The sequence below is a fragment of the Dolomitihabitans soli genome, assembly GCF_022213955.1.
Taxonomy (GTDB): Bacteria; Actinomycetota; Actinomycetes; order Streptosporangiales; family Streptosporangiaceae; genus Streptosporangium_A; species Streptosporangium_A soli.
This window is the reverse complement of record NZ_JAKNTW010000051.1, coordinates 38,370-62,748: the sequence shown is the minus strand read 5'-3', so window position 1 is coordinate 62,748 and position 24,379 is coordinate 38,370. Positions and strand designations below refer to the sequence as shown.

Annotated in this window: 17 protein-coding genes; 8 read left to right on the top strand and 9 right to left on the bottom strand. The window is 70.6% G+C overall.

Annotation, left to right across the window (positions count from 1 at the left end; all coding sequences use genetic code 11):
• Positions 1 to 116: 116 nt before the first annotated feature.
• Both MBA17_RS47650 and MBA17_RS47645 read right to left on the bottom strand, forming a co-directional pair.
• On the bottom strand, positions 117 to 749 hold the full coding sequence (locus MBA17_RS47650; RefSeq protein WP_455432991.1) for an IS5 family transposase: 633 nt from the start codon (positions 747 to 749) through the stop codon (positions 117 to 119).
• Positions 750 to 811: 62 nt separating this feature from the next.
• Positions 812 to 1,396 (bottom strand): TetR/AcrR family transcriptional regulator, encoded by a 585-nt coding sequence (locus MBA17_RS47645; RefSeq protein ID WP_238505534.1) that lies wholly within the window; start codon positions 1,394 to 1,396, stop codon positions 812 to 814.
• A gap of 301 nt (positions 1,397 to 1,697) precedes the next feature.
• Here MBA17_RS47645 and MBA17_RS47640 point away from each other — a divergent pair, with 301 nt between their 5' ends.
• Positions 1,698 to 2,540, top strand: coding sequence for an LLM class flavin-dependent oxidoreductase (locus tag MBA17_RS47640; protein WP_238505533.1), 843 nt, complete (start codon positions 1,698 to 1,700; stop codon positions 2,538 to 2,540).
• 200 nt (positions 2,541 to 2,740) lie between these two features.
• Here MBA17_RS47640 and MBA17_RS47635 read toward each other — a convergent pair whose 3' ends face one another.
• Positions 2,741 to 3,883, bottom strand: a complete 1,143-nt coding sequence (locus tag MBA17_RS47635; RefSeq protein WP_238505532.1) for a mandelate racemase/muconate lactonizing enzyme family protein — start codon at positions 3,881 to 3,883, stop codon at positions 2,741 to 2,743.
• Positions 3,884 to 4,043: 160 nt separating this feature from the next.
• Here MBA17_RS47635 and MBA17_RS47630 point away from each other — a divergent pair, with 160 nt between their 5' ends.
• From MBA17_RS47630 to MBA17_RS47600, 7 genes are all read left to right on the top strand, one after another.
• Positions 4,044 to 5,039: a LacI family DNA-binding transcriptional regulator gene (locus tag MBA17_RS47630; protein ID WP_238505531.1), complete on the top strand. Its 996-nt coding sequence runs from the start codon at positions 4,044 to 4,046 to the stop codon at positions 5,037 to 5,039.
• Positions 5,040 to 5,124: 85 nt separating this feature from the next.
• Positions 5,125 to 6,486, top strand: a complete 1,362-nt coding sequence (locus tag MBA17_RS47625; protein ID WP_238505530.1) for an ABC transporter substrate-binding protein — start codon at positions 5,125 to 5,127, stop codon at positions 6,484 to 6,486.
• Positions 6,483 to 7,439 carry a carbohydrate ABC transporter permease gene (locus MBA17_RS47620; protein ID WP_238505529.1) on the top strand — a complete coding sequence of 319 codons (957 nt, stop codon included), beginning with the start codon at positions 6,483 to 6,485 and terminating at the stop codon, positions 7,437 to 7,439. The genes MBA17_RS47625 and MBA17_RS47620 overlap by 4 nt, the downstream gene beginning before the upstream one ends.
• Positions 7,436 to 8,287 carry a carbohydrate ABC transporter permease gene (locus MBA17_RS47615; protein WP_238505528.1) on the top strand — a complete coding sequence of 284 codons (852 nt, stop codon included), beginning with the start codon at positions 7,436 to 7,438 and terminating at the stop codon, positions 8,285 to 8,287. Before MBA17_RS47620 ends, MBA17_RS47615 begins: the two co-directional genes overlap by 4 nt.
• Positions 8,288 to 8,309: 22 nt before the next feature.
• The gene (locus MBA17_RS47610; RefSeq protein ID WP_238505527.1) at positions 8,310 to 10,556 is read left to right on the top strand and encodes a hypothetical protein; all 2,247 of its coding nucleotides are present in this window, start codon (positions 8,310 to 8,312) and stop codon (positions 10,554 to 10,556) included.
• On the top strand, positions 10,553 to 12,790 hold the full coding sequence (locus tag MBA17_RS47605) for an FAD-dependent oxidoreductase (protein WP_238505526.1): 2,238 nt from the start codon (positions 10,553 to 10,555) through the stop codon (positions 12,788 to 12,790). The genes MBA17_RS47610 and MBA17_RS47605 overlap by 4 nt, the downstream gene beginning before the upstream one ends.
• Complete coding sequence (locus tag MBA17_RS47600) at positions 12,787 to 13,629, top strand: NAD-dependent epimerase/dehydratase family protein (RefSeq protein ID WP_238505525.1); 843 nt, start codon at positions 12,787 to 12,789, stop codon at positions 13,627 to 13,629. The genes MBA17_RS47605 and MBA17_RS47600 overlap by 4 nt, the downstream gene beginning before the upstream one ends.
• Before the next feature lie 125 nt (positions 13,630 to 13,754).
• On the opposite strand, the gene MBA17_RS47595 is transcribed toward MBA17_RS47600, so the two are convergent.
• The 6 genes from MBA17_RS47595 to MBA17_RS47570 form a co-directional block, all read right to left on the bottom strand.
• Entirely contained in the window at positions 13,755 to 16,271 is a 2,517-nt protein-coding gene (locus tag MBA17_RS47595) for a S8 family serine peptidase (protein ID WP_238505524.1), read from the bottom strand.
• Position 16,272: 1 nt separating this feature from the next.
• Positions 16,273 to 17,487 carry a WD40/YVTN/BNR-like repeat-containing protein gene (locus MBA17_RS47590; protein WP_238505523.1) on the bottom strand — a complete coding sequence of 405 codons (1,215 nt, stop codon included), beginning with the start codon at positions 17,485 to 17,487 and terminating at the stop codon, positions 16,273 to 16,275.
• A gap of 9 nt (positions 17,488 to 17,496) precedes the next feature.
• The gene (locus tag MBA17_RS47585; RefSeq protein ID WP_238505522.1) at positions 17,497 to 18,687 is read right to left on the bottom strand and encodes a S8/S53 family peptidase; all 1,191 of its coding nucleotides are present in this window, start codon (positions 18,685 to 18,687) and stop codon (positions 17,497 to 17,499) included.
• 12 nt (positions 18,688 to 18,699) lie between these two features.
• Positions 18,700 to 21,123, bottom strand: a complete 2,424-nt coding sequence (locus MBA17_RS47580; RefSeq protein WP_238505521.1) for a hypothetical protein — start codon at positions 21,121 to 21,123, stop codon at positions 18,700 to 18,702.
• Positions 21,124 to 21,204: 81 nt separating this feature from the next.
• On the bottom strand, positions 21,205 to 21,357 hold the full coding sequence (locus MBA17_RS47575) for a hypothetical protein (RefSeq protein WP_238505520.1): 153 nt from the start codon (positions 21,355 to 21,357) through the stop codon (positions 21,205 to 21,207).
• 38 nt (positions 21,358 to 21,395) lie between these two features.
• A complete protein-coding gene (locus MBA17_RS47570) occupies positions 21,396 to 24,341 on the bottom strand; it encodes a helix-turn-helix transcriptional regulator (protein WP_238505519.1) in 2,946 nt (981 codons plus the stop codon).
• Positions 24,342 to 24,379 lie beyond the last annotated feature (38 nt).

The following is a 24,379-nucleotide window of genomic DNA, read 5'->3' as shown; positions in this document are numbered from 1 at the left end:
TGTCGAGTTCCGGCTCACAGGCGCGTACGGCTCTGTGGCCCGGGTCATCGCCATCGCCGGTTTGACCATGGCTGAGGAGTCGTCGCATCGGCAACCGGTCGAGCACCCGTCTCCGCTCAGCGGCGAGCGCTCACACGGGTGAGCCGGCGGCTGAGCTCGGCGGCGAGGGCATGCCCTGCCTGCTGCTGAGGCAGCACGACATGATGGGCGCCTATCCGGCTGGTCAGCCCACCCCGAGAGCGGCCCAGCCCGGCTGCCGTCAGCCGAAGCCTGCGCCGCCGCGGTAACCGCCGGCGTTCATCTTCATCCCCGTCCCGGCCTTCGCCGCCGTCCTGGGGTTTTGCCCCTTTGGCGCAGCCCCTTTCCCGTTCGGCGGCCTCCTCCAGCGCTTCGATCAACTCGCCGTCCAGGGCCATTCCGGCGGCGTGGTGGTGGGCGCGGGCCGTGGTGGAGTCCACGCTGACCAGGTCAAGGTCGGCCTGCCCACGGGCAGCGGCCTCAGCGATCACGGCTTGCATCGGCTGCTCGAAGACGCCGGCCGTGGCCCACAACCGGAACCGGTCGTAGACGGTGGACCAGGGGCCGTACTCGGAGGGTAGATCCCGCCACGGGCTGCCGGTACGAAACCGCCACATCGCGGCGTTGAACTGCTGCCGCAGGTCCGGGATCGGGCCTCGCTCACCCAGGGGCAGATGAGGCTCGATCAAGGACCACTGGTCATCGGTGAGGTCACCACGCGCCCTGACGATGGCCTACCAGGACCCAAACCAACGCGCAGGTGAATCCCCCTGATCTCAACTCCGTACACGCCCTAGTGCGGTAGGCGGAGTCCTGCGATGAGGAAGTCCACCAGCCGCCGCGCGTCGTAGCGGGGATCGTTGTCCGCGCCGATGCAGAGGTTCCCGACGCCGCGCATGAGTTCGAGGGCGTCGACGTCGGAGCGGATCTCGCCGGAGGCGGCTGCGGCTTCGAGCAGGTGGGCGCACACGGGCACGAGCCGGTCGAGGAAGTAGGCGTGCAGCGTGTCGAAGCCGGCGTCGTCGGAGTGGAGCACGGCGGCGAGTCCGTGCTTGGTGACCAGGAAGTCCACGAACAGGTTGATCCATCGCCCCAGTGCGGCGTAAGGACTCGCGACGCCCGCCAGCAGGGCTGGACCGGCCTCGGCGCAGGCCTCGACCTGGTGCCGATAGACGGCGATGATGAGATCCGCGCGGGTCGGGAAGTGGCGGTAGATCGTGGCCACCCCGACTCCCGCCCTGGCCGCGATGTCACGCACCGGCGCCTCGACGCCCGAGGTCACGAAGACGGCTGCCGCGGCGTCGAGCAGCGTCCTCTCGTTGCGCCGGGCGTCGGCCCGCTTACGGGGGGCCGCACGCCCCGCGCCTCCGTCGGTCACCGCGTCGTTCCTTTCCACTGCCGTACTTGCGAAACGGAACAACGTTCCCTATCGTAGTCGGAACAAGGTTCCGTTTACCTATGATGCCAGAGCGCCGGCAGACGACCAAACCACGCATCGCCACCAAGTTTTCCTCAGCGGAAGAACGCGGCCAGGCATGCAAGGCGGCCGCGATGAGCGTCGGCTCTCGCACGCCGGAAACGTGTTCCGTTTACCCCTCGGTAGCGCCCCAGCCGGCGCGGCCGGTGTCGAAAGGACCAACGCCCCAATGCCGCACACCACCCGGCCTCGCTTCGGAATCATGACCGCCCCATCGCAGGTCGACTACCACGACGTCCTGCGGGTCTGGCGCGAGGCGGACACGATCCCGGAGATCGAACACGCGTGGCTGTTCGATCATCTCCTGCCCATCTTCGGCGACCCTGACGGAACGACCTACGAAGGCTGGACACTGCTCTCGGCCCTCGCCGCACAGACCCGGCGGCTGCGGCTCGGCGTGCTCGTGACCAGCAACCGCATCCGACCGCCCGCGATGCTGGCCAAGATCGCCACGACCGTCGACATCATCTCCGGCGGACGGCTCGACTTCGGCATCGGCGTCGGTTCACGACCCAGCGCGCCCTTGGCCCGGCGCGAGTACGAAGCCCACGGCCTGCCCTTCCACGACACCGCCCACGCCGTGGGCGGCCTCGCCGAAGCGTGCACGGTGATCCGGCGGTTGTGGACCGAGACTGAACCGTTCGACTTCCACGGCACCTACGTCCAGGTCACCGGCGCGTTCGGCAACCCCAAGCCCGTCCAGCGCCCCCACCCGCCGATCCTCATCGGCGGACGCTCGGCTGCGACGCTGCGTGTGGTCGCCGAGCACGCCGACCTGTGGAACATCCCCGGCGGCGACATCGACGACGTCGTCAGCCGCAGTGCGCTGCTGGACCGCTACTGCACCGAGATCGGTCGCGACCCCGCCTCGATCACCCGCTCGATCCACCTGCCCGTCTCCTACGACCAGCCCGGCACCACCCGGGACGCGATCGGCGAAGCGATCGACGCCGGCTTCCGGCACATCGTCCTCGGGCTGTCGGCGCCCTATCCCGCCGACGTCGCACGGTGGGTCACCGACCAGCTCATCATGGACAATCGCTGAAGGAGAACGCCTGCGACCGCTGGAGCAACCCGGCCACCTTCTGTCCATCGCCCCGGCCAGGGACCGCGCCCTGGTCCGGGTTCGGCGGCATCACGGTCGACGGGCTGCTCTCGCAGGCGTTCCTCACCCGGTAACCCCGGACTTCGACCGGCACGACTTCACGTTCACGCCCGGACAGGGCGAGCGGTCGGCGTCCGGGCTCACCAGTTGGTGAAAGCCCCATCCGGGGTGCGCAGGTGCGGACGCTCCGCGGCGACGGCCTGGTAGCGCCGGGCCGCGGCCCGGTCGAGGTCCACACCGAGGCCGGGCAGGTCGGGGACCTCCACGCGGCCCGCGCGGATGACCGGACGCGCCGTGAACAGCGCGTCGATCGCGGGCTCCGGCTGGGTCTGGTGCTCCTGGATGGCGGCGTTCGGCGTCGCGAGGTTCAGGTGGAGCGAGGAGGCCGCGGTCACCGGGCCGAGGGGGTTGTGGGTGGCGAGCCTGATGTAGTGGGTCTCGCACATCGCCGCGATCTTCCTGGCCTCGGTGAGCCCGGCCGCCACGCCCACGTCCACGCGGGCGTAGTCGATCAGATCCGGCTCCACCAGGCGCTGGAACTCCCACTTCGAGCCGAACTGCTCCCCCGCCGCCAGCGGCACCGCGGTACGGGCCCTGAGCATGCGGTAGGCGTCCAGGCCCTCGCTACGCAGCGGGTCCTCCACGAAGTACGGCCGCGCCGCCTCGATCTCCCTGCACAGCGTGACCGCCTCCGGCGGGTCGAGCCGGGTGTGCACGTCGAGGATGAGCTCCACCGGATCGCCCACCGCCTCCCGCACCCGGTGGAACAGCTCGATCCCCGCCCGCATCGAGGCCCGCTGGTCCAGCACCCCGTCCGGGGCGTGTGGCACGGCGAAGCGCAGGTGCCGCCAGCCGTCCGCGACCAGCGCGCGGGCCTTGTCCAGGAATGCGTCGATGTCGTGGAAGTCGTCGCCCAGATGGACGTAGGCCGGCACGTGATCGCGCACCCGCCCGCCGAACAGCTCGTAGACCGGCACCCCGAGGGCCTTGCCCCGGATGTCCCACAGCGCCACGTCCACGGCGGCGATGGCGGCCGACAGGAACCGATCGGCGGGGAAGAACCCACGCCGGAACATCACCTGCCACAGGTGCTCGATCCTGGTCGGGTCCTCGCCGATCAGGAGCTCGCCGAGATGCTCGATGCCGCCGGCCACAGCCTTCTGCCGCGACCTGATGCCGACCTCACCGAGGCCGTGCAGCCCTTCGTCGGTATCGATGACCAGCAGCATCATGCTGTCGCCGTGATCAGGCAGGGTGAGCAGCTCCCAGCCGGTGATCTTCATCTGACTCCTCATGAAAACGATCCCGCAAACACTCAAGAACGAATCATGACAGAGCAACACGAAGTTGAATAGATCCGGATTTTTCCTGGACGAAACACTCTTGACGTATTCCGGGAACGTTTGCAACGATCCTCCGTACCAGCGACACAGGAGGCCCTAGGTGGCGGTAACGATCAGGCAGGTGGCGAGCGCGGCAGGCGTGTCCGTCTCCACGGTCTCCCGTGCGTTCACCGCACCGGATCAGGTGCAGCCGCAGACCCTGCAACGCGTCCGCGAGGCGGCGGCCGAGCTCGGCTACTCGCCCAACCCCGCCGCCCGCTCGCTGCGCGGCGGCAGGACCGGGTCGCTCGGACTGATCATTCCCGACATCGCGAACCCGTTCTTCCCGCCGATCTTCAAGGCGATGCAGGCCCGCGCCAGGCGGCTCGGCTACACCGTGCTCGCCGCCGACACCGACGAGCGCGAGTATGACGAGCTGGAGACCATCGCCGCGGTGTCCAAGCAGGTCGACGGCCTGATCCTGTGGGCCTCCACGTTGCCGGAAGAACGGCTGCGCGAGCTCGGCGCCGAGATGCCGACCGTCCTGGTCAACCGGCACGTCGAGGGCATGGCGGAGCTGCACGTCTCGCTGTCGGCGGGGATCGCGCAGGCCGCCGAGCATCTCAAGGCGTACGGGCACACCCGGTGCGTCTTCGTCAACGGCGAGCACGGTGAACACGGCCGCGGCAAGTCCATCAGGCAGGTCTTCGAGGCCCATGACCTGTCGCTGACCGAGCTCGGCCCCTACGAACCCCGCTTCGAGACCGGCGTGCACGCGGCGACGCTGGTCGCGGCGGGCGACGCGACGGCGGTGCTCGCGCACAACGACCTCGTCGCGCTCGGCGTGCTGCACCAGCTCGCCAAGCTCGGCGTCGGCGTGCCGGACCAGGTGAGCGTGATCGGCATAGACGACACGCTGCTCGCCGCCACGTCCACCCCGTCCCTCACCACGATCAGGATCTCGGCCGACGAGGTCGCGACCAGAGCCGCCGACCTGCTCATCGACACGATCGCGGGCAAGGGCGAAGGGCGGATCGCCGAGATCGGCTCGCGCCTGATCCCGCGAGCCTCCACGGGCCCCGCCCCCGCCGAGCCCGGAGGCTCGGCCGCCGGCTGAGTCCCTCCCCCTGAAGAACCCCTTTCCGGTACGGCCCGCGCCCTGCCGCCATCTCGAGCTGCGCTTTTTCATCACTGGAGTCACCATGAAGCTGACCGCCGGCCTCCTCGGCTGCGCCGTACTCGCCTCGGCGCTGGCCGGGTGCGGATCCCCCACCCCCAGCGAGCCCGGCACCGTCGTGATCCGGGTGCAGGGCATGCCCCCCGCCACGGACAAACCAGGACTCGACGGGTTCAAGAAGACGGTGGCGGACTTCGAGCAGCAGAATCCCGGCATCAAGGTGCAGGGCTCGACCTCCGTGTTCGACCCGCTCACGTTCTCGGCCAAGCTGGCGGGCGGCAAGGTCGAAGAGGTGATCAAGGTCCCGCTGACCGAGCCGCAGGGCCTCATCGCCCGCAAGCAGGTTCGGCCCCTCACCAAGGAACTGTCCGGGTGGGCGCACTACAAGGAGTTCAACCCTCAGGTCCTGCTCCCGCTCAGCGACCCGGCCGGCGACGTGTACGGCGTGCCGCAGGCGCCGTTCGCCCAGGGTCTGGTCTACAACCGGGACCTGTTCACCAAGGCCGGCCTGGACCCGGACAAGCCGCCGAAGACGTGGGACGAGGTCCGGACGGCGGCCAAGACGATCTCCGACAAGACCGGCAAGGCGGGCTTCGTCCACCAGTCCAAGAACAATCAGGGCGGCTGGCAGCTCACCATGCTCGCCTACACGCACGGCGGCGAGATCGAGCGGGAGGAAGGCGGCGAATACGTGGCCGCCTTCAACGCCGACCCGGTGAAGAAGGCGCTCACCATGCTCAAGGAGATGCGCTGGACCGACGATTCGATGGGCGATGCCCAGCTCAACGACCAGAACGACGTGATCAAGCGGTTCGCCGCCGGTGAGATCGGGATGTACATGGGCACGCCGGGCACCTATCGGCTGGCCAAGATGACGTACGGGATGGAGGACACCGACGCGTTCGGGATCGGCCCGCTCCCCCAGGCCGGCGGGAACGCGTCGCTGACCGGCGGCGACGTGTACCTGGTGCCCAAGTCGGTGTCGCCGGACAAGGCCGCGGCCGCGGTGAAGTGGCTGCTGTTCGCCTACGCCCAGCCGCAGTACGACCCCGCGACGGCCGCCTCCAGGGCCAAGGAGCTGGCCGCCGATCCGAAGTCGGCGGTGGGGGTGCCGACGCTGCCGATGTTCGACGCCGCGCAGCAGTCCAAGATCGACGAGGCCGTCCTGCCGTACGTGAATGTCAAGCTGGAGCACTTCCGGCCGTGGCTGGACGGGACCCCGGCGCTCACCCTGCGCCCCGAGCCCCCCGTGCAGGCCCAGCAGGTGTACGCGGTGCTGGACACCGTGGTCCAGGCGGTGCTCACCAACAAGGACGCGTCCGTGGACGACCTGCTGGCCAAGGCGGAGACGGACGTCAACACCAAGCTCGCGGCGGCCCGGCAGTGAGTGCCGGCACGCGGACCGCACCCCTTCCCGCCGGCCCTGCCGCCGGGGCGACGCCCGGGCTCGGGCGAGACGCGCCCAGGCGGAGCCTGTTCGGGCGCAACGCGCTGACGGCGCTGGTGTTCCTCATCCCGGCGCTCGTGGTGTTCGGGGTGTTCTCCTGGTGGCCGATCGTCAGGGGACTGCTGATCAGCTTCCAGCAGACGAACCTGATCGACCCCGCCACCTGGGTGGGCCTGGAGAACTTCCGCGCGCTGTTCGCCGACCCGCTGCTGGGCACGGCCATCGCCAACACCCTGCTGTTCGTCGGGCTCGCGCTGCTCATCGGCTTCCCGGCGCCGCTGGTGCTGGCCGTCGTGCTGTCCACCGTGCGCCGGAGCGCGGGGGTGTACCGGTTCCTCGTCTACCTGCCCGTGGTGGTGCCGCCGGTGGTGGCGATCCTGCTGTGGAAGTGGTTCTACGACCCGGGCCACGGCTTGTTCAACGGGCTGCTCGGCCTCGTCGGGCTGGGCCCGTACCTGTGGCTGGACTCGCCCGACACCGCGATGGTCAGCCTGGTCCTGCAGTCCACCTGGGCGGGCATGGGCGGCGCCGTGCTGATCTATCTCGCCGCGATCGTCGGCGTCCCGTCCGAGCTTTACGAGGCCGCCCAGATGGACGGGGCCTCGATCTGGACGCGCGTGTGGCACATCACGCTGCCGCAACTGCGCCCGGTGATCGGGCTGCTGCTGCTCATGCAGCTCATCAACACCATGCAGGTCTTCACCGAGCCGTACGTCTTCACCGGCGGAGGCCCGGAGAACGCCACGCTCACCGTGCTGCTGCTGATCTTCCGGTACGCCTTCCAGGACGGCGCGTACGGCCAGGCGGCGGCGCTGTCGTTCCTCCTGGCGATCATCCTGGGCCTGCTGTCGGCCGTCTACCTGCGGGCCACCCGCAGTTGGAGCGCCGCATGAGCCTGATCTCGCACGTCGAGGAGCGCCGGCCGGCCGTCCGGGCGGGACTGCGCTCGATCCAGGGGCTCACGCTCGCCTTCCTGGTGCTGATCGGCCTCGGCCCGCTCTACATGACGGTCAAGGGCGCGATGTCGCCGAGCACCGACCTGATCTCCAGGCCGCTCGACCTCTGGCCGGCGGACCCGCGTCCCGAGAACTTCGCCACGGCCTGGGCCGACCTCGGCATCGGGCACTACCTGCTCAACACCCTGCAGGTCGTGGGCGGCTCGTGGGCGGTGCAGCTCGTCGTGGCGGTCACCGCGGGCTTCGCGCTGTCGGTGCTGCGGCCCAGGTTCGGCAGGTACGTGTACGGCGCGATCCTGGCCACGATGTTCGTCCCCTACACGGTGTCGATGACCAGCCTGTTCCTGACGGTCATCGACCTGGGGCTGGTCGACTCGTACTGGTCGATCTGGCTCCCTTCCGGGGCCTACGCGTTCAACGTGCTGCTGGCCAAGCGGTTCTTCGACGCGCTGCCTCCCGAGCTGTTCGCCGCGGCCAGGGTCGACGGGGCGAACACCTGGCAGTTGCTGACCAGGATCGTGCTGCCGATGAGCCGGCCGATCCTCGCCGTGATCAGCCTGCTGGCCGTCATGCACAGCTGGAAGGACTTCATCTGGCCGCTGGTGGCCATCACCGACCCCGAGAAGCAGCCGATCAGCGTCGCCCTGGCCAGCCTGGCCGTACAGGCGCCGCAGGACGAGCTGATCGCCGCGATGGCGATGGCGCTCGCCCCGCCGGTCCTGGTGTTCCTGGTCTTCCAGAAGCACATCGTGGCCGGGCTCGGCTTCACCGGCATCAAGGGCTGAAATTTCACGAAAGGCACCCCCCATGGCCGACATTTCCCGCCGCATCATCATCCAGGCCCTCCCCGCCGCCGCCGGGGCCACGTTCGTGGCCACGCCGAGCACCTCAGACGGCAGCCCGGCAGGCGCCACCGCCGAGCCGATCTCCATCCAGGCCGACGGCATCACGCTGGTGGCCGAGCCGGGCGGCTCGGTCCTGGTCCGCGACGACGCCGACCGCATCCGGCTCAGCCACTTCATGATCAAGGACACCGTGCTCGGCCAGCAGCGCACGTTCGGCGGCACGCCCTCGCTGGTGACCGTCGACGGCCGGCCCGCCATCCAGATCGACTACACGATGTCGGCGTCGGCGCAGCAGGTCAAGGTGCGCGGCCTGTTCACCGTCACCGCCCGCCGGGCGCACCTGCGCTGGGAGGTGAGCGGCAGCACCACCCTGACGCCATCGGGTTTCATGTTCGCCAGAGCCGTGCTGAGCCCTTCGGCCCCCGAGCGCTACGTACCCGTCACCAGGTGGACCCGCGACACCCGCGGCGGCGTCCCGTACGAGGTCAACGCCAGCGCGCTCTACCAGGAGACCTGGGCCGGCACCGGCGCGTTCTTCAGGCTGGCGAAGACCACGCCCGGCTTCACCAACGCCACCTGGATCCACGCTCCCGGATCCGCCGCGAACGTGACCGAGGCCGAGCTGGTGCTCGGCGCGATGCGCCCGGCCGCGGCCGACGGGATCGCCGCCGCGCTCCCGCTGAGCGTGGACGCATGGAGCGAGCAGCCGTTCGGCCTGTACGACCCCGGCGCGGCCATGCGGCTCAGGGCGCAGGTGGTCAACGGCTCCGCCACCGCGCGCGACGTACGCCTGACCTGGTGCGCCCGCGACTTCGACGGCAAGAAGGCCGGGAAGGGCGCGCTGACCAGAACCCTCGCGCCCGGCGCGGTCTGGGACGAGACGTTCACCGTCGGGGGCGACCCGCAGGGCATCGTCTTCGCCGAGGTCAAGGCCGTCTCCGGTACTGACGAGGCGTTCGCCAGGACCAACCTGGCCACGCTCAAGCCGTACGCCTACCAGGCCGAGGGCAGGTTCGGCATCGCCAACTACAGCTGGATGCTGGTTCCGGACAAGGCGTCGGTCGGCGCGCTGATGCGGAAGATCGGCGTGAAGTCGGTGCGCATCGCCTACGACGGCGCCCCCGGTCACTCCCCTGCCGAACTGGACGCGCTCGACATCCCGCACAACGTGCAGCTCGGCGGCGTCATCTTCAACGGCACGGCCGAGCAGGTCGCCGCCTGGGCCGACGACCGGGCGGCCATCGCGAGGGCCTCGGGCGCCCGCTGGTTCGAGGTGGCCAACGAGCTGAACAACCCGTGGATGAAAGGGGAGCGAGTGCTCGAGTACCTGCGCGACGGCCTCAAACCCATTCACGACCGGCTCAAGGACTCCGGCATCAAGCTGATGAACTGCGGCCTCGGCGGCATGGACACCGTGTGGACCGCGAAGTTCGTCGAGGCCGGCGGCTGGGACCTGATCGACGCCTTCGCCTTCCACCCCGGGCGCGGCAACTTCACCCCCGACTACGCGCCGCCGCCCGAGGAGTGGCAGCAGGGCGAGAACGGCACCTACTGGAACTTCCTCGGCGCGCTGAAGGAGGCCCGCAGGATCGTCGACGAGCAGGGCGGCGGCAAGGAGCTGTGGCTGACCGAGGCGTACGCCTGCACCAGGCCCAACAGGTGGTGGAACGACAACCACCGGCAGGCGGCCGAGAACGTGCTGCTCACCCTGGCCCTGGCGGTCTCGGAGCGGGTGGACGGGGTGAACTGGTATCAGCCCCACGACAGCACCATCCACCACCCGCAGGAGGCCGACCCCGCCAACCCCGAGTACCACTTCGGGCTGATGAACCGCGACACCAGCGTCAAGGCGGCGTTGCTCGCCTACGCCACGGCCACGCGGACCCTGGAGGGAGCGACGTTCGTCCGGTGGCTGACCTTCGCCGATCCGGACCTCAAGGGCCTGCTGTTCGACGGATTCGCGATCCTGTGGAGCCGCAAAGACGGATATCTCCTGAACAACGACCACGGCACCGAGCAGTGGTACCCGCACAAGGAAGCCTGGGTCGACCACTGGCCCACCAAGACCTCCCTGACCCTCCGGGCGAAGGGCACGAGCGTCCGCGAGGTCGACTGCATCGGCCGCGAGCGCACCGTGCCCGTACGGAACGGCCAGGTGAGGCTGACCCTGGACGGCGCGCCCCGCATCTACTACGGATTGAGCCAATGAGACAAGAGACCGTAGATCATGACATAACGGTAGTGGGCGGCGGGCTGGCCGGAGTGTGCGCGGCCGTCGCGGCCGCCCGGCTCGGCCGTACGGTGGCGCTGGTCGGCAACCGGCCCGTGCTGGGCGGCAACTCCAGCAGCGAGGTGCGCGTCTGGGTGTGCGGCGCGACCGGTCACGGCAAGAACCACCACGCCCGCGAGGGCGGCATCATGGGCGAGCTGTTCGTCGAGAACCAGTACCGCAACCCGCACGGCAACCCCTACTTCTGGGACACCACGGTGCTGGACGCCGTCCGCGCCGAGCCCAACATCTCGCTCTTCCTCAACACCGACGTCCGCCTCGTCGACGCGGACGAGAACGGGATCGCCTCGGTCACGGGCTGGATGATGGGCTCGGAACGGCTCATCACGTTCGAGTCGCCGCTCTTCCTGGACTGCACCGGCGACGGCCTGGTCGGCCACCTCGCGGGCGCGGACCACCGGATCGGCCGCGAGGGCCGGGCAGAGTACGGCGAGCCGTGGGCGCCGGAGGAGCCCGACGACATCACGCTCGGCAGCACGCTGCTGTTCTACACCAAGGACGCGGGCGAGCCCGTCCGCTACGTGCCGCCGGGATTCGCCAAGGACATCACCACGACCTCGACCCCCGAGCGGCGCATCATCAAGGCCGGCGACAACGGCTGCGCGTACTGGTGGATCGAGTTCGGCGGCGAACTGGACACCGTGCACGACAACGACCGCATCCGGGACGAGCTGTGGTCGGTGATCTACGGCATCTGGGACCACATCAAGAACTCGGGCAAGTTCGACGCCGACACGATGACGCTCGAATGGGTGGGCGCGCTGCCCGGCAAGCGGGAGTACCGCCGCTTCCTCGGCGACCACGTGCTCACCCAGCACGACGTGCTCGGGCAGACGCCGTTCGAGGACCGGGTGGCGTTCGGCGGCTGGTCGATCGACCTGCATCCGCCGCAGGGCATGTACGCCACCGAGGCCGGGGCCAAGCAGCGCTACGCCGACGGGATCTACCACATCCCCTACCGCTCGCTCTATTCCGTCAACGTGCCCAATCTGCTCATGGCCGGGCGCAACATCTCCGCCTCGCACGTGGCGTTCGGCTCGACCCGGGTGATGGCCACCTGCGCGACGATCGGCCAGGCGGCGGGCACGGCCGCCGCGCTCTGCGTCGAGCGCGGCACGCGCCCGCGCGACCTCACCGCGGCCGACCTGCAGCGCACCCTGCTACGCGAGGACGCCTCCATCGTCGGCCTCCCGCTGGACGATCCGGCCGACCTCGCCCGCACGGCCGCCGCCTCCGCGACCAGCACGCTGTCCCGCCTCATGGTGGACACCCCGGCCGGCCTGTGGCCGCTCGACGCGGACGCGGGGGTCGTGCTGCCCGCCGATCCGGCGCTCGGCGGCGTACGGCTCCTGCTCGACGCCGCCGGGGACACCTCGCTGGCCGTCGAGCTGCACGATCCCGTGCTCGGCCAGAACTACGTGCCTCGCGAGCTCGCCGCCACGAGCGTGATCCCGCTTTCCGCGGGCGAGAAACAATGGGTCGACCTGGCCCTGGACTGGCGGCCGGACACGCCGCGCAACGCCTTCGTCGTCGTCAAGGCCAATCCCCTGGTCTCCTTGCACGTCGCGGACGAGCCCGCGCCCGGGGTGCTCTGCTTCACCAGGGTGCCGCTGCGGCCGCAGGACGAGTCGCCCCAGCCGCTGCGCGAGTGGACGGACGCCGGTCTGCTCCGCCGTACGTTCTGCCTGGAGACGGGTGACACGACCGCGTTCGCCCCCGGTAAGGCGCTCGACGGCTACCAGCGCCCCTACGCCGGGCCGCACATGTGGGTCTCCGGCACGCTCCCCGCCGCGCTGGAGCTGGAGTGGGCGGAGCCGGTGACGATCGGGCGCGTCGAGGTGATCGCCGACGACGACGTGAACGAGGACCTGATCAACCTCCACCACCACCGCACCCCGTTCGAGGTGCTGCCCACCCTGGTCCGGGACTATCGGGTCGAGGTACGGCAGGGCGGCGCCTGGCACGCTGTCGCCGAGGCCCGCGAGAACCGGCGGCGGCGTATCGTGCACCCGCTCGCCGAGCCGGTGCTCGCGGACGGGTTGCGGATCGTGGTCGAGTCGACGAACGGCGCGCCTTCGGCCCACCTGACCTCGGTCCGCGCGTACCCTCCGGGGGAAGTCGGGATGAGCGTGGGATCGGGGGTAGACCGGTGAGCGTGCGACGGGTGCTGGTGACCGGGGCGGCCGGGCGGATCGGGCGTGCCGTCCTGGACCTGCTGGCCGACCGCGGGATCGCGGCCGGCGCGCTCGTCCTGGCGGATCCCGGCGACCTCCCGGCCGACCTGGTGGTCGAGGGCGACGCGACCGACCCCGCCGCGGTGGACGCCGCTCTCAAGGGGGCCGATGCCGTCATCCACCTCGCCGCCATCCCGACGCCCGAGTGGGAGCCGGCCGGGAAGGTGTTCGCGGTCAACACCCAGTCCACGTTCACCGTGCTCGAACAGGCGGGGCGGGCGGGAATCCGGCAGGCGTGCGTGGCGACCTCCCAGGCGGCCGACGGCCTGGCGTTCGCCGCGAGGGAGCTGCATCCCGCCTACGCCCCGGTCGACGCCGCCCTGCCGTCGCAGGCCGAGGACCCGTACGCGCTGTCCAAACTGGTCGACGAGCTGACGGCGGAGACGATGGCGCGCAGGCACGGGATGAGCGTGGTCGCCCTGCGCCTGCCCTACGTCGGCGGGTTCGACGAGCGGCTGCGCGACTTCGCCGATCGATGCGCCGCCGACCCCGGCCTGCACGCGCGGGGCCTGTGGGCCTACCTGGAGACCCGCGACGCGGCCCGCGCGTGCGTGCTGGCCCTGGACGTGCCGGGGCCCGGAGCGCGCACGGTGCTGGTCGCCGCGCCCGAGACGCTGGTCCCCCACCCGACCGAGGATCTGATGCGCCGCTACCACCCGACGACCGAGCTACGCTCCCCGCTGCCCGGCCGCGCGGTGCCCATCGACCTCACGCCGGCGGCCGGCGTGCTGGGATTCGCCGCCCGGTTCACCCTCTAGGCCAGTAGTAGAGGCCCTCATCGGGTGTCCTGGTCGCGGGCACGGACTGTCGCGGGCACGGACGACAGGCCGACCGCCGCGCCGGGGACTTGGCCCGTCGCGGCGGTCGTGTGTGCCGGTGGGGATCAGGCGGCCACGGTGCAGGTGCGGTCGCCGACGAAGGCGTTGTCGACGGCCCACCAGCCTGAGTGCTGGCCCCGGTAGTGGAGGCGGAACTTGACTTCGCTCTGGCCGGAGGCCTGGGGAACGGGAATGACCTGCGTGGCCGGCCCGGGGGCTCCGGGATAGCCCTTGGCGGTCCAGACCGTCTTCCAGGTGCGGCCGCCGTCCAGGCTGAGGTCCACGGAGGTGGTGGAGTTGATGGCCGGTTTCAGGTCGTGGGCCAGTTCCAGGGTGGCCTTGGTGCGGCCGGTCAGGTTGTAGGCGGGGCTGGTGAGGTAGGTGTTCTGAATATGGCCCTTGCCGGAGTTGAGGGAGTCGACGATCGCGAAGCCGCCCTCGCCCCCGGTGTGGTTGCCCCGCTTGCCGGGGTCGGAGAACTCCCAGCCAGGCTGATAGTCGTAGTTGGGGATCCCCAGGTTGATGTTGGTGACCGTCCAGCCCTTGGGCTTTCCGGTGCCGTTGAAGGGCTGGTTGCTGCCGTCGCGGGTGACCTGGTAGCCGGATGCGGTGCAGGCGAGCGAGACGGTCAGATTTACATCGAGGGGCTGGCCGGCGTCGCCCATGATCACCTGGTGGGTGGCCGGATCGTAGCCGGGTTCGGTGGAGATGTAGGTGAGGGAGTAGGTCGTCGCTGGGAGCAGGGGCAGGGTGTAGGCGCCGGTGTCGGGGTCTGCCTCGGTGCTCCAGCGGTGGCCGGCGCCGTCGTCGGCGGTGATCTTCGCGCCCAGCGGGCGGCCCAGGCCGGAGCCGTCGGCGACCGTGCCGGTCAGGTTGATCCGTACGGTGGGCGGCAGGGCCACGTCGTGGGTGAGTGCGCTCTCCTTGGTCAGGGTGACGGTCTGGGTCGTGGGCTGGTAGCCGAAGGCCGTCACCTTCACCTGGTAGTCGCCGGCGACGAGGGTGAAGGCGTAGGCGGCGTCGAGGCCGAGGGTGAAGCTGCGGGTCAACGGGCCGGTGACGGTGACGGTGGCGCCGCCGACGGGCTGCTTGGTGTTCGCGTCGGTGACGGTTCCCGTCAGGGTGGCGGTGCCGACCAAACCGGCCTGGACCAGGCCCAGCGCGTCCAGGCGGCCCTCGCCGTACACGTTGTTGTTGGCGGCGGTGCCTCCGCAGGTGGTGTCGTCGGTGTCGATCGCCGACAGGTCCAGCAGGACCCGGGTGCCGTCGATGTCGCGGGCGTACTCAGGGCGCGCCGACCACAGCAGCGCGACCGCCCCGGCCACGTGCGGTGCCGCCATGGAGGTGCCGTCCCAGGCGGAGTAGGTGCTGCCGGGCAGGGAGGAGACCACCCGGACGCCGGGGGCGGAGATGTCCGGCTTGACCTCGCCGTCCTGGCCGCTCCCGCGGCTGGAGAAGCTCGCGATCTTGTTGTTGGCGTCGTAGGCGCCGACGGAGTAGTTGATGGTACGGCTACCGGGGGCGCCGGAGGTGTGGCACCCGGCGCCGTTGTTGCCGTTGGCCCAGATGGCCATGATCCCCGAAGCTGCCCAGGCGAGCTGGATGTCCTCGAACAGGGGGTCGTTGGAGGGGTCCGAGCCCCAGGAGTTGTTGACGATGTGCGGCCGCTTGGACACGTCGGGGTTCTGGCCGGACAGGTCGGTGGGGGCGAGCATCCACTGCGACGACTTGATCAGGGCTTCCTCTGGGCAGGAGCCCGCGGGGCAGCCGATGCCGGCGATCCACTTCACGCCGGGGGCGACGCCGATCTGGTTGCCCGCGCCGTCGTCGCCGGCCATGGTGCCCATGGTGTGCGTGCCGTGCCCGTGTTCGTCGCACGGTTCGGCGGTGGAGCAGTCGCCGAGCGGGTCGATCCAGTTGTGGTCGTGGGTGAAGGTGCCGTCGCCGTTGTTGCCCCGGTAGGACTTGACCAGGGCGGGGTGGTCGAACTGGACCCCGGAGTCGACGTTGGCGACCACGATGTCCTCGCCGCGGCGGCCGGTCTGGGCCCACACGTCGTCGGCGTTGATGTTGCTCACCCCCCACGCGACGCCCTGGACGGCGGTGGACAGGGCCTCGGTCCGCACCGGTTCGGGGATCGCGTAGGTCTTCGGCGCGCGGACCTCCTCGACCCCCTTCATACCGGCGATCTTCCGGGCGACGGCCTCGGAGGCGTCCTTGACGTACACCGCGTTGGTGGCCCAGAACGCGGTCGACTTCAGCCCTTCGGCCTTCAGGAGCTCGCGTAACGGCTTCTGCGAGTCGGTGGCGGTGGCCTGGAGCCGTTCCACGACCTCCTGGCCACGGGGTGTCCTGCTTTGGATCTTCTTCGCGGAGGAGATGTCCGCCTTGTCGGACAGACGTACCCAGAAGTCCGCAGTGTCGGCCTTGTCGAAGGTCGCCAGCAGATCCTGGGCGATCTTCGGCTTCGGCGCGGGTGCGGCGGTAGGCGCCGGGTCGGCCTGTGCCGCACCAGGTGTGGCGGCGAACGTCCCCGTGACCAGCGTCAGGACGCACGCGGCCGCGATGTGTGCCAGTCTCATCTCACTTACCCCCGCAGCTCAGGTGGGCGATCAGCCGTCGCGACCGCAAGAAGGGGTAGTCGATGCCCGAGGGTTCGGTGAAGGTGGAGGTGCCCACCACCCACACGTCGTCGGGGCCGCTGCCGCCCACGTCGGAGAAGTTGAATCCGTACTCCGACGGTTGTGCTCCCTGGGGCTTGACGTCCTGCCAGGTGGTGCCGTCCCAGTGGGTCAGCCGGAACCCGTTGTTCTGCTGGGTGTCGACGGCGACGGCCCAGAGGTCGCCGGGGGCCGCGGCGTACAGGCGGGTGATCTCCGTCCCGTGGGGTCCTGGCTCGGGAGTGGGCATCGAGCTCCAGCTCTTCCCGTCCCAGTGCAGCAGGAGCGGCGCGGATTCGAACTCGTCACCGGTGAACCCGCCGATCCAGACGTCGTCGGGCCCGGTCGCGCTGATCGATTTGAGGTACCCGCTCGGCCCGATGTCCGGCAGCGGGCTCTCCGTCCAGGCGGTACCGTCGTTGTGCAGCACCAGGGGGTGGTAGGCGCCGTCGCTTCGGGAGAAGCCGACCGCCCAGACGTCGGTGGCCGACACCGCCTTCAGGGCGCTCAGACTGGTGGTGGGGCGGTCTGCGGCGGGATGGTCGACCATCGTCCATTCCGTGCCGTCCCAGCGCTCGATGAAGGCCTGATATCCGGTGCCGTGGATGGTGCCGACCGCCCACGCCAGATCCGGTGCCAGAGAGGCGATGTCCTCCGCCCTGGGCCCGCCCGAGGTGGGATCGGTGCCCGGCGCGCCCGGGGTGAGCGTCCACCGGCCCCCTGCCCATCGGGCGAGCATGCGCGCTCCGTCAGGCCTGGCGGAGCCGTTCATCCGCACGTGCGCCCAGCCGCTTCCCGCCGAGTCGAACGAGGCGTTACCGGCCTCGAACGCGGTGGAGGTCCGCGGGGGGACCGCGATCTGCGGGCCGTTCTCGATCAGCGACCGGCCGTCCCAGCGCAGCGTACGGATGCCGGCGAAGGAGAGGTTCTCGGTGAACCTGACGTCGTTGGGTGCGATGACGCTGACGTCGACGATGTCGGCGTCGACGGCCGCGGCGGGCATGATGCTCCAGGCCGGGGTGCAGCCGAGTCCCGCGCTGGCGGGGGTGGGGGCGCCCGTGGAGACGAACGTGCTCAGTAGGGCGGTGAGCCCGGCCGCGAGCGTCGCGCGGCGTAGATGATGACGTGTTCTTCGCATGGGGATCTCCTAGAAGGCGCCGGTGCCGTTGGGGGTGCCCATGCCGCTGGGCCCGTCGTAGCCGCGGTTCGCCGCGCACACGTTGCTGCCGGCGCAGCTGCCGTTGGCACCGGCTGTGACGTCGAACAGGTACCGCGAGCCGCCGTACAGGCGCTTGCCCGCGGGCGTGGCCGAGTCGGTGCCCGCCAGGCCGTACACGCCGGCGATGAACGCCGCCGCCAGCGGGGTGCCCGAGGCCGCGGCCCAGCCGCCGAGAGCGCTGCTGTAGATCTGGGTCGGGGTTTGGGAGGAGGCCACGGACGACACGTCGGCCACGGTCCGCCGGCTCCCGCAGTCGCCACGCGGCTGCCAGGACGGGCGCGCCTCGTAGAGGGAACAGCCCGAGCCGGTGTCCCGCCAGACGGTCTCACTCCAGCCGCGTTCGGCGGCCGGGTCCCGCCACAGCTCGGTGCCGCCCACCGCGATCACCGAGGAGTAGGCCGCAGGGAGCAGCTGGCGGCCGTCGGTGTTGAAGCCGGCCCCCGCCGCCGCGGTGATCGCGACGCCCGGATGGTTGAAGTGAGCGGCCTGCGCGGCCTGGTCCTCGAACTCCGCGACCCCCCACATGGGGACGATGGCGTCCGCTCCCTGGGCGGCGGCCTGGTCCACGGCCAGGGCCAGGTTGGCGAAGGAGGTGTCATCCGCCTGCACCAGCACCAGCCTGCAGTTGGGGCAGGCCGCCGAGGCCATGTCCAGACCGGCCGCGGCGTGCGCCGCGTAGCTGGGGCTGGAGGGCGGCGGCGTTTCTCCACCGCGCTGGTTGACCTTCCTGAAGCAGGTGAAGACCTCGTCGCAGGCGGGCAGGCCGTTGGTCTCCCGGAAGACGGCCAGGTCCTGCTCAGCCGAGCTGATGTCGTACGGCACGACGACGGCGATGGTCTGGCCGCCGCCGAGGAGGTCGACGGGCAGCCGGTAGGCCTCCTGCAGATCCTTGGCGGTCAACGGCCCCGAGGTGACCTTCGCGGCCTCGGCGGGGCGCAGAGTGCGGCCGGTGCTGTCGGTGGCCACCCGCAGCAGGCAGGCCGCCTTTTCGGCGTCCCCAGGGCAGATCGCCCGGGTGGACGGCGGTGGCGCGTCGGCGACGGCCGGGGCAACCGGCACGAGCGTGGTGAGCAGGGCGGCCACCACGCCCGTGAGCATCATGATCCGTTTGGTGCGCATGTCATCTCCCGGTCAGCCGGTCAGCCGGTAGGCGCGGATGTTGGTCTGCGTGACGGTGCTGCCGCCGGCGTCGTGCGCCTTGACGCGCAGCGACACCCACCGGGTCGCCTCGGCGTAGCCGGGGTGCGTGATCGGCGCGGTGAACGTGCCGTCCGCCTTCCGCGTGGCCGCCTTCGGCTCCGACCAGGTCTTCCCGTCGTCGTAGGACACCTCGACCGCGGCCGCCACCTCGACGGGCGCGGGCTGGTACTCCTGGCGCGACACCCGGAATCCCAGGTCGAACGGCTGCCCGGCCTTCGCCCGTGACTCGTGGTCCAGGGCCAGGTCCCAGTGCACGAACAGAAGCGGCAGGAACGAGCACGCCATCGACGGGTCCGCACACTGCAGGTCGCCGGGCAGGGTCGCCGCGCTGTCCTGCGGTCCGGAGCGGAACGTCCAGTCCGTGGTGCCCGGCGAGTCAGGGGTGCTCTCGTTGGCCGTGGTCCACGTCAGCCGGTACTCCGCCGGGCGAGACAGCAGGGGAAGCGTCTCGGGGGTGGGGTCGTACCCCCCTAGGTCTCCCGTGCCGAAGACCGGCTTGCCGTCCCGGTAGAAGGCCAGCTTCGACGACGTCCACCCGTATTCGGTGAAGTGCAGCGGGTCGGAGTCGCCGAAGCCCTGGAGGTAGACCATGCCCAGGTCGCCCTGCCTGCAGGCGACGCAGACCTGACGCAGCGGGGCGCCCACCTGCGTGTCCGGGGTGCCGAGCATGCCGTGCTGGGCCCGCATGACGTAGGTGGCGGCGGCCGACGGCACGTCGGGCCCCCGGTTCCACTCCTCCCTGATCACCTGTCCCGGCTGGATCTTCCTGCGCGGGCCGTGGATCCGCTCGCCGCGGTCGGGGCCCATGATGCTCTGCCAGATCACCTGATCGGGGCGGCTGCTGTAGAGGTAGTCGGTGCGCTCGCCGTTGACCGGTTGGCCGCCGTAGCCGAAATCGGTCCAGCCCCACGGCAGGAACGCGTAGTTGTGCCGGTTGAGCGGGCTGGGCGAAGGATCGTCCGACGGCGCGTCGTGCAGGGCCGAACGCACCGTGGTCAGGTCCGACGCCTTGACGGTGTGCGTCATCGAGGCGGGGACCGCACCGCCGTACGGGAAGAGCAGTTCGTAGGTGGAGCCCATCTCGGGGCCGGAGACCGCGCCCTCGGCCAGCGACGTCATCGCCATGAAGTCGAAGCGGCCCTTCGTGACCGGCTGGGTCGGGGTGGCGAACAGGCCGGGGTTCCCGTTCGGCGGGTAGGAGATCGTCTTCCAGAGGAGACCGAAGAGCAGGCCGGACGGCGCCACTCCGGTCTGGTCGCCTGCGGCGCTGGTGCGCAGGAAGGTGAAGGCGTCGAGCCGCTGCAGGTCCCGCTGCGGCGGGGTTTCCAGATTCGCCTGGTACGGCACGGCGCCGCGCGCGTCCAGAGTGACCGTGGTGTCGGAGCCGACGCGCACCTCCGGCTTCGTCACCAGCGCCATCTGCGAGGTGAGGTCGTCGGCCGGGCCGGTGAGGACGCTGGCCATGATGTTGTAGGTGCCGGCCGGCACCATGAACGACTTCTTTCCTTGCCCTGGGTAGGTGAAGCCGAAATTGGCCAGTTGCCCGTCGGCGACGTTGGTCACGGCCCCGAGCATCACTCCCGGCTTGCCGTCGCGGCCGATCGCGTCGACGGTCAACCGGTGGAAGCGCACTCCCTTGCTCGCCGCCTTGGCGGTGCTCGTCCCCAGCGGCGCGGCGGGAGCCTCCGGCGCGCCCTTGGGCACGGCGAGCTCGATCCGCTCCACCCCCGGCAGGGTGCCGATCGTGGCGCTGTCCGACGAGGCGCCGCGCCACTGCTTGGCCAGCAGCCGGCCGAAGCCGTCGGCGTCCTTCTTGGTCACCTTCGCCTTGGCGATCCCGCTGGTCGCGGAGGCGACGCTGGTCGCGGGCAGCCCCTCCGCCTTGGCCTTGGTCGCTGTCACCTTCACCGGCAGGGTCTTGCTGCGCTCGTCGTCCAGCTTCGCCCGCACCAGGTAGCTGACGTTGAACAGGCGCATGTCGATCGTCTTGCCGAGGTACGGCACCGCCTCCGAGGGCACCACATAGGTGTCGCGGCCGAGGGTGAACTGGGAGAACGTGCCGCCGGCGGCGTCCTGCCCGTCCGGGAGCAGGTTGACCTGCTGGGTGCCGTCCTCCGCGGTCTCGACCCGGAACCGGTCACCGGTGAGCAGCGTCACCGTGGACGTCGTCGTCTTATCCGGGGCGCTCTGGTTTCCCGTGGTGCTCGGGTCTGCTCGGGCGGTCTGGGGTGAACCGTGCTGGATGTCCGGAGGGGTGGGGGAGGCGGCGGCCGAGCCGGCCGTACCGCCTCCCGCGGCTATCGTCAGGGCCAGCGCCGCACCGACCGCGGTCGCCCGATCTCTGAGAAATCTCATGGATTCCCGGCTTTCTGCCGCGTGCCATGCGTCGGACGACGCCTGGCACGCGAACGTGGGGGGTAAGGATCCGCGCGGTGGTTACAGCGGTTCGTGCTCGTCTACGAGCGGCACTTCATCCGGGGAAGTCTCCTCAGGCTCTTCCACCGGTGGTTCCTGCTCTTGCTGATCACCTTTCATGAAGATCATGATCAGCTCGGCACGGTCACCGCCGCGAGTCGGCAAATCACCCATTTAATGCCGCGGGAACCTACGTGTCGGTCGGGACCCGCCTACGTCGGTTCCTGGTCGGGCACGGCGTTCGGCAGGCCGGCGGGGGCGACCGCCACGACCAGTGCGGTGCGCGAGGCCACGCCGACCTTGCGCATGGCCGCGCTCAGGTGCCGCTCCACCGTCCGCGGCGACAGCTGCAGGCTCTCCGCGATCCTCTTGTTGGTCCAGCCGAGGGCGAGCAGGTTCACGATCTCCAGCTCTCGGGGCGACAGCCGGTCGCCGTACCCCTTGCGGCCGCCCCGCCACGGGCGGGACACCTCCACGCCGTGCCCGCGAAGGAGATGGGCCACCCGGTCGGCGTCCCAGCGGGCGCCGAGGTCCTGCAGCCGCCGCTGCGCGTCCGACAGCACCGCCAGCCCTCGCTCGCCCGCTCCCGAGCCGAGCAGGAATCTCCCCTGCCGCTCCAGCGTCAGGAGCTCGTCATACGGCTGGGGCAGGGCCGCCCACGCTCGCGCGGCCGCGGCGAAGAGCGCTTCCGCGTCCCGGCCTTCGGCCTCGGCGACGATCGCCAGGCAGGTGGCCAGAGACGCGGCGGGACCTGGGGTGTCCCGACCGGCCAGCCCGTCGGCGAAGGTGTTGACGAGCGCGCGGGCCTCGCCCGTCCGGCCGGCGGCGATGAGAGCGTTGACGTGGACCGGCATGAGGTCGGTGGCCCACAGCCACACCCCCTTGCGGTCGATCATGCCTATGATCGGCTCGGTGAGCTCGATCGCGCCCTCGTGGTCGCCCCCGGACAGTGCGATCCTGGCCAGGGCGGCGTTGGGTAACACGAAAGGATCCGCGCTGCCGCGTGGCCCGTTGGCTTCCAGCACCAGGCCGAGGCGGCGCTCGGCCCGCGGCCGCGCCCCCGACGCGAGATCGAGCTGCCCCTGGATGGTCCTGGCTTCCAGGCGGGTCGCCGCGTCGGCCGACTCCGAGGTGGCCAGATCCTCGACGATCTCATCCAACCCCTGCCAGTCGCCGGCGTGCCAGGCCAGCCGGGCCTGGCCGATCCGCACGGTGTCGGCGACCCGCCGGTAGCCGATGTCCTCCACCATGGCGCCCACGGCGGCCAAGCCGGCGCGGGCCTCCGGGTATCGCCCCCAGAGCAGGGCGGACTGGGCCACGATCAGCCGTGTCCTGACGATCCCCCGGCGCTCCAGTTGGCTCTCCGCCGTCCGCGGGATGGTCTCCGCCACCCGCCACCCCTCGCCCTCTCCGAGCAGGAGCAGCGACATGACATGGCCGGTGAGGAAGACCTGGCGCTCCACCGGAGCCTGAAGGTACGGGAGCAGCGCCACGGCACGATCCACCCAGGCCAGGTGCCGTGCCGCCGGCCATGCCGCGTTGAAGGGCGTCGCGAGGATGAACATGCCCTGCACGGCCAGGGCGGGGCGAGACTCCAGGTCGGACACGGCTGCCTCCACGTGGGCCGCGCCGTCCTCGAACCTGCCGAGGTGCAGGACCACCTGCCCCAGACGTAGCCTGATCTCCCCGCGGTCGCCCTGTGGCAGGTCGGGGTCGGCGAGCACGTGCTCCAGCGCTTCGCGGACCAACTCGCCCAGCCCGAACAGCGGTTCGGCGGTCAGCGTCGCGGCCTGGCCCAGCTTCTGCGCCAGCCGTACCCGCCGGTCGACGGGATGGTCGGCCATGGTCAGCAGTTCGTGGAGCAGGGCCACGCCGGTCTGGTCGTCACCCGACTCCAGGGCCAGTTCGGCGCTGGCCTCGGCGTAGCGGCACCACTCCCCCACGTCGCCCGCCTCCCGGAAGTGGCGGCAGAGCCGTACCGCCGGAGGGTGTTCCCTGTCGCGGAGCGACACGGCCGCTCGCCGGTGCAGCAGGCGCCGGGTCGGGACCGGGATCGCGTCCGCCACCGCGCGCGAGGCCAGGACGTGGCGGAAGGCGAAGGCGCCGCGGGCGGTCTCCCGCATCAGCCCGCTCGCCAGGGCCTCGGCCAGGCTGTCGCGGGTGGCGTGCTCGTCCAGATCGGCCACGGCGGCGATCAGGTACTCGTCCGCAGGCGCCTCCAGGACCGCGGCCGCCTGCAGCACCGCCCGGGTGGCCGGGGAGAATCTGGCGGCGCGCTCCAGCACCGAGTCCCGCACCGTGGGCGGCACCTGCAACTCCGCCATGAGCCGCCGCCGCCACCCGGTCTCGGTTTTGAAGATGTCGCGCCGATCGCGCAGCAGCCGGACGGTCTCCTCCACGGCCAGCGGGATGCCGCCAGTGTGCTCGCGCAAGAACGCCGCGAACTTCTCAGATACCTCCGTGTCCGAGAACATCGACGCCACGAACGCTCGGGTCTGCGGCACGTCCAGGGGTTCCAGGGAGACGCGTTCCTGCGTCATCTTCCTCGGCAGCCGCGAGGTCAGGCGCAACAGCGGGGATCGTTCGCTGACGTCCACCGGTCGGTAGGTCGCCACGATCGAGCGTCTCCCGCCGCCCGACGCGCAGAGCATGAGCAGCCAGTCGAGGGTCGCCGCGTCCGCCCAGTGCGCGTCCTCGACGACCAGCACGTCGATGCCCAGGGCATCGATCAGTTCGGTGAGTGCGCGAAACAGCCGGTGGCGAGTCTCCTGCGGATCGGCGAGCGACTCCAGCGCAGGCGGCAGCAGCGCGCTCCACTCCGGGAACAGTGGTCGTAGCGCTCCGGCCAGCGGGCTCAGCTCGAGCGCGCCCAGCCGATCGTGGAAGAGCCGCAGTCCATCGACCACGGCGCCGAGCGGAAAGGGCTCCCGCAGATCCGGGCACACCGCCATCAGCACCTGCAGGCCACACAGTGCGGGAGTGGCCATACATTCGTCGACCAGGCGGGACTTGCCGATACCCGCCTCGCCCTCGATCAGGATGAGCGCGGCGGGCCGTTCGAGCGCGTCGACCACCGTCGCCATGGCGCCGGCCCGGCCGATGAACGCCGGGCCCTCGGCGTCCAGTGTTACGCCTACTGTCGCTTTTGCATCATTCATTCTCTACATGCATATACCTCACGATTCGTCACATGACT

What these genes read in the sequence shown, in the direction of transcription:
- MBA17_RS47635 (WP_238505532.1), bottom strand. Translation starts at nt 3,883, where the DNA reads ATGAAGATCACCGGCTGGGAGCTGCTCACCCTGCCTGATCACGGCGAC.
- MBA17_RS47590 (WP_238505523.1), bottom strand. Translation starts at nt 17,487, where the DNA reads ATGCGAAGAACACGTCATCATCTACGCCGCGCGACGCTCGCGGCCGGG.
- MBA17_RS47605 (WP_238505526.1), top strand. Translation starts at nt 10,553, where the DNA reads ATGAGACAAGAGACCGTAGATCATGACATAACGGTAGTGGGCGGCGGG.
- MBA17_RS47610 (WP_238505527.1), top strand. Translation starts at nt 8,310, where the DNA reads ATGGCCGACATTTCCCGCCGCATCATCATCCAGGCCCTCCCCGCCGCC.
- MBA17_RS47640 (WP_238505533.1), top strand. Translation starts at nt 1,698, where the DNA reads ATGACCGCCCCATCGCAGGTCGACTACCACGACGTCCTGCGGGTCTGG.
- MBA17_RS47575 (WP_238505520.1), bottom strand. Translation starts at nt 21,357, where the DNA reads ATGGGTGATTTGCCGACTCGCGGCGGTGACCGTGCCGAGCTGATCATG.
- MBA17_RS47585 (WP_238505522.1), bottom strand. Translation starts at nt 18,687, where the DNA reads ATGCGCACCAAACGGATCATGATGCTCACGGGCGTGGTGGCCGCCCTG.
- MBA17_RS47570 (WP_238505519.1), bottom strand. Translation starts at nt 24,341, where the DNA reads ATGAATGATGCAAAAGCGACAGTAGGCGTAACACTGGACGCCGAGGGC.
- MBA17_RS47615 (WP_238505528.1), top strand. Translation starts at nt 7,436, where the DNA reads ATGAGCCTGATCTCGCACGTCGAGGAGCGCCGGCCGGCCGTCCGGGCG.
- MBA17_RS47625 (WP_238505530.1), top strand. Translation starts at nt 5,125, where the DNA reads ATGAAGCTGACCGCCGGCCTCCTCGGCTGCGCCGTACTCGCCTCGGCG.
- MBA17_RS47580 (WP_238505521.1), bottom strand. Translation starts at nt 21,123, where the DNA reads ATGAGATTTCTCAGAGATCGGGCGACCGCGGTCGGTGCGGCGCTGGCC.
- MBA17_RS47595 (WP_238505524.1), bottom strand. Translation starts at nt 16,271, where the DNA reads ATGAGACTGGCACACATCGCGGCCGCGTGCGTCCTGACGCTGGTCACG.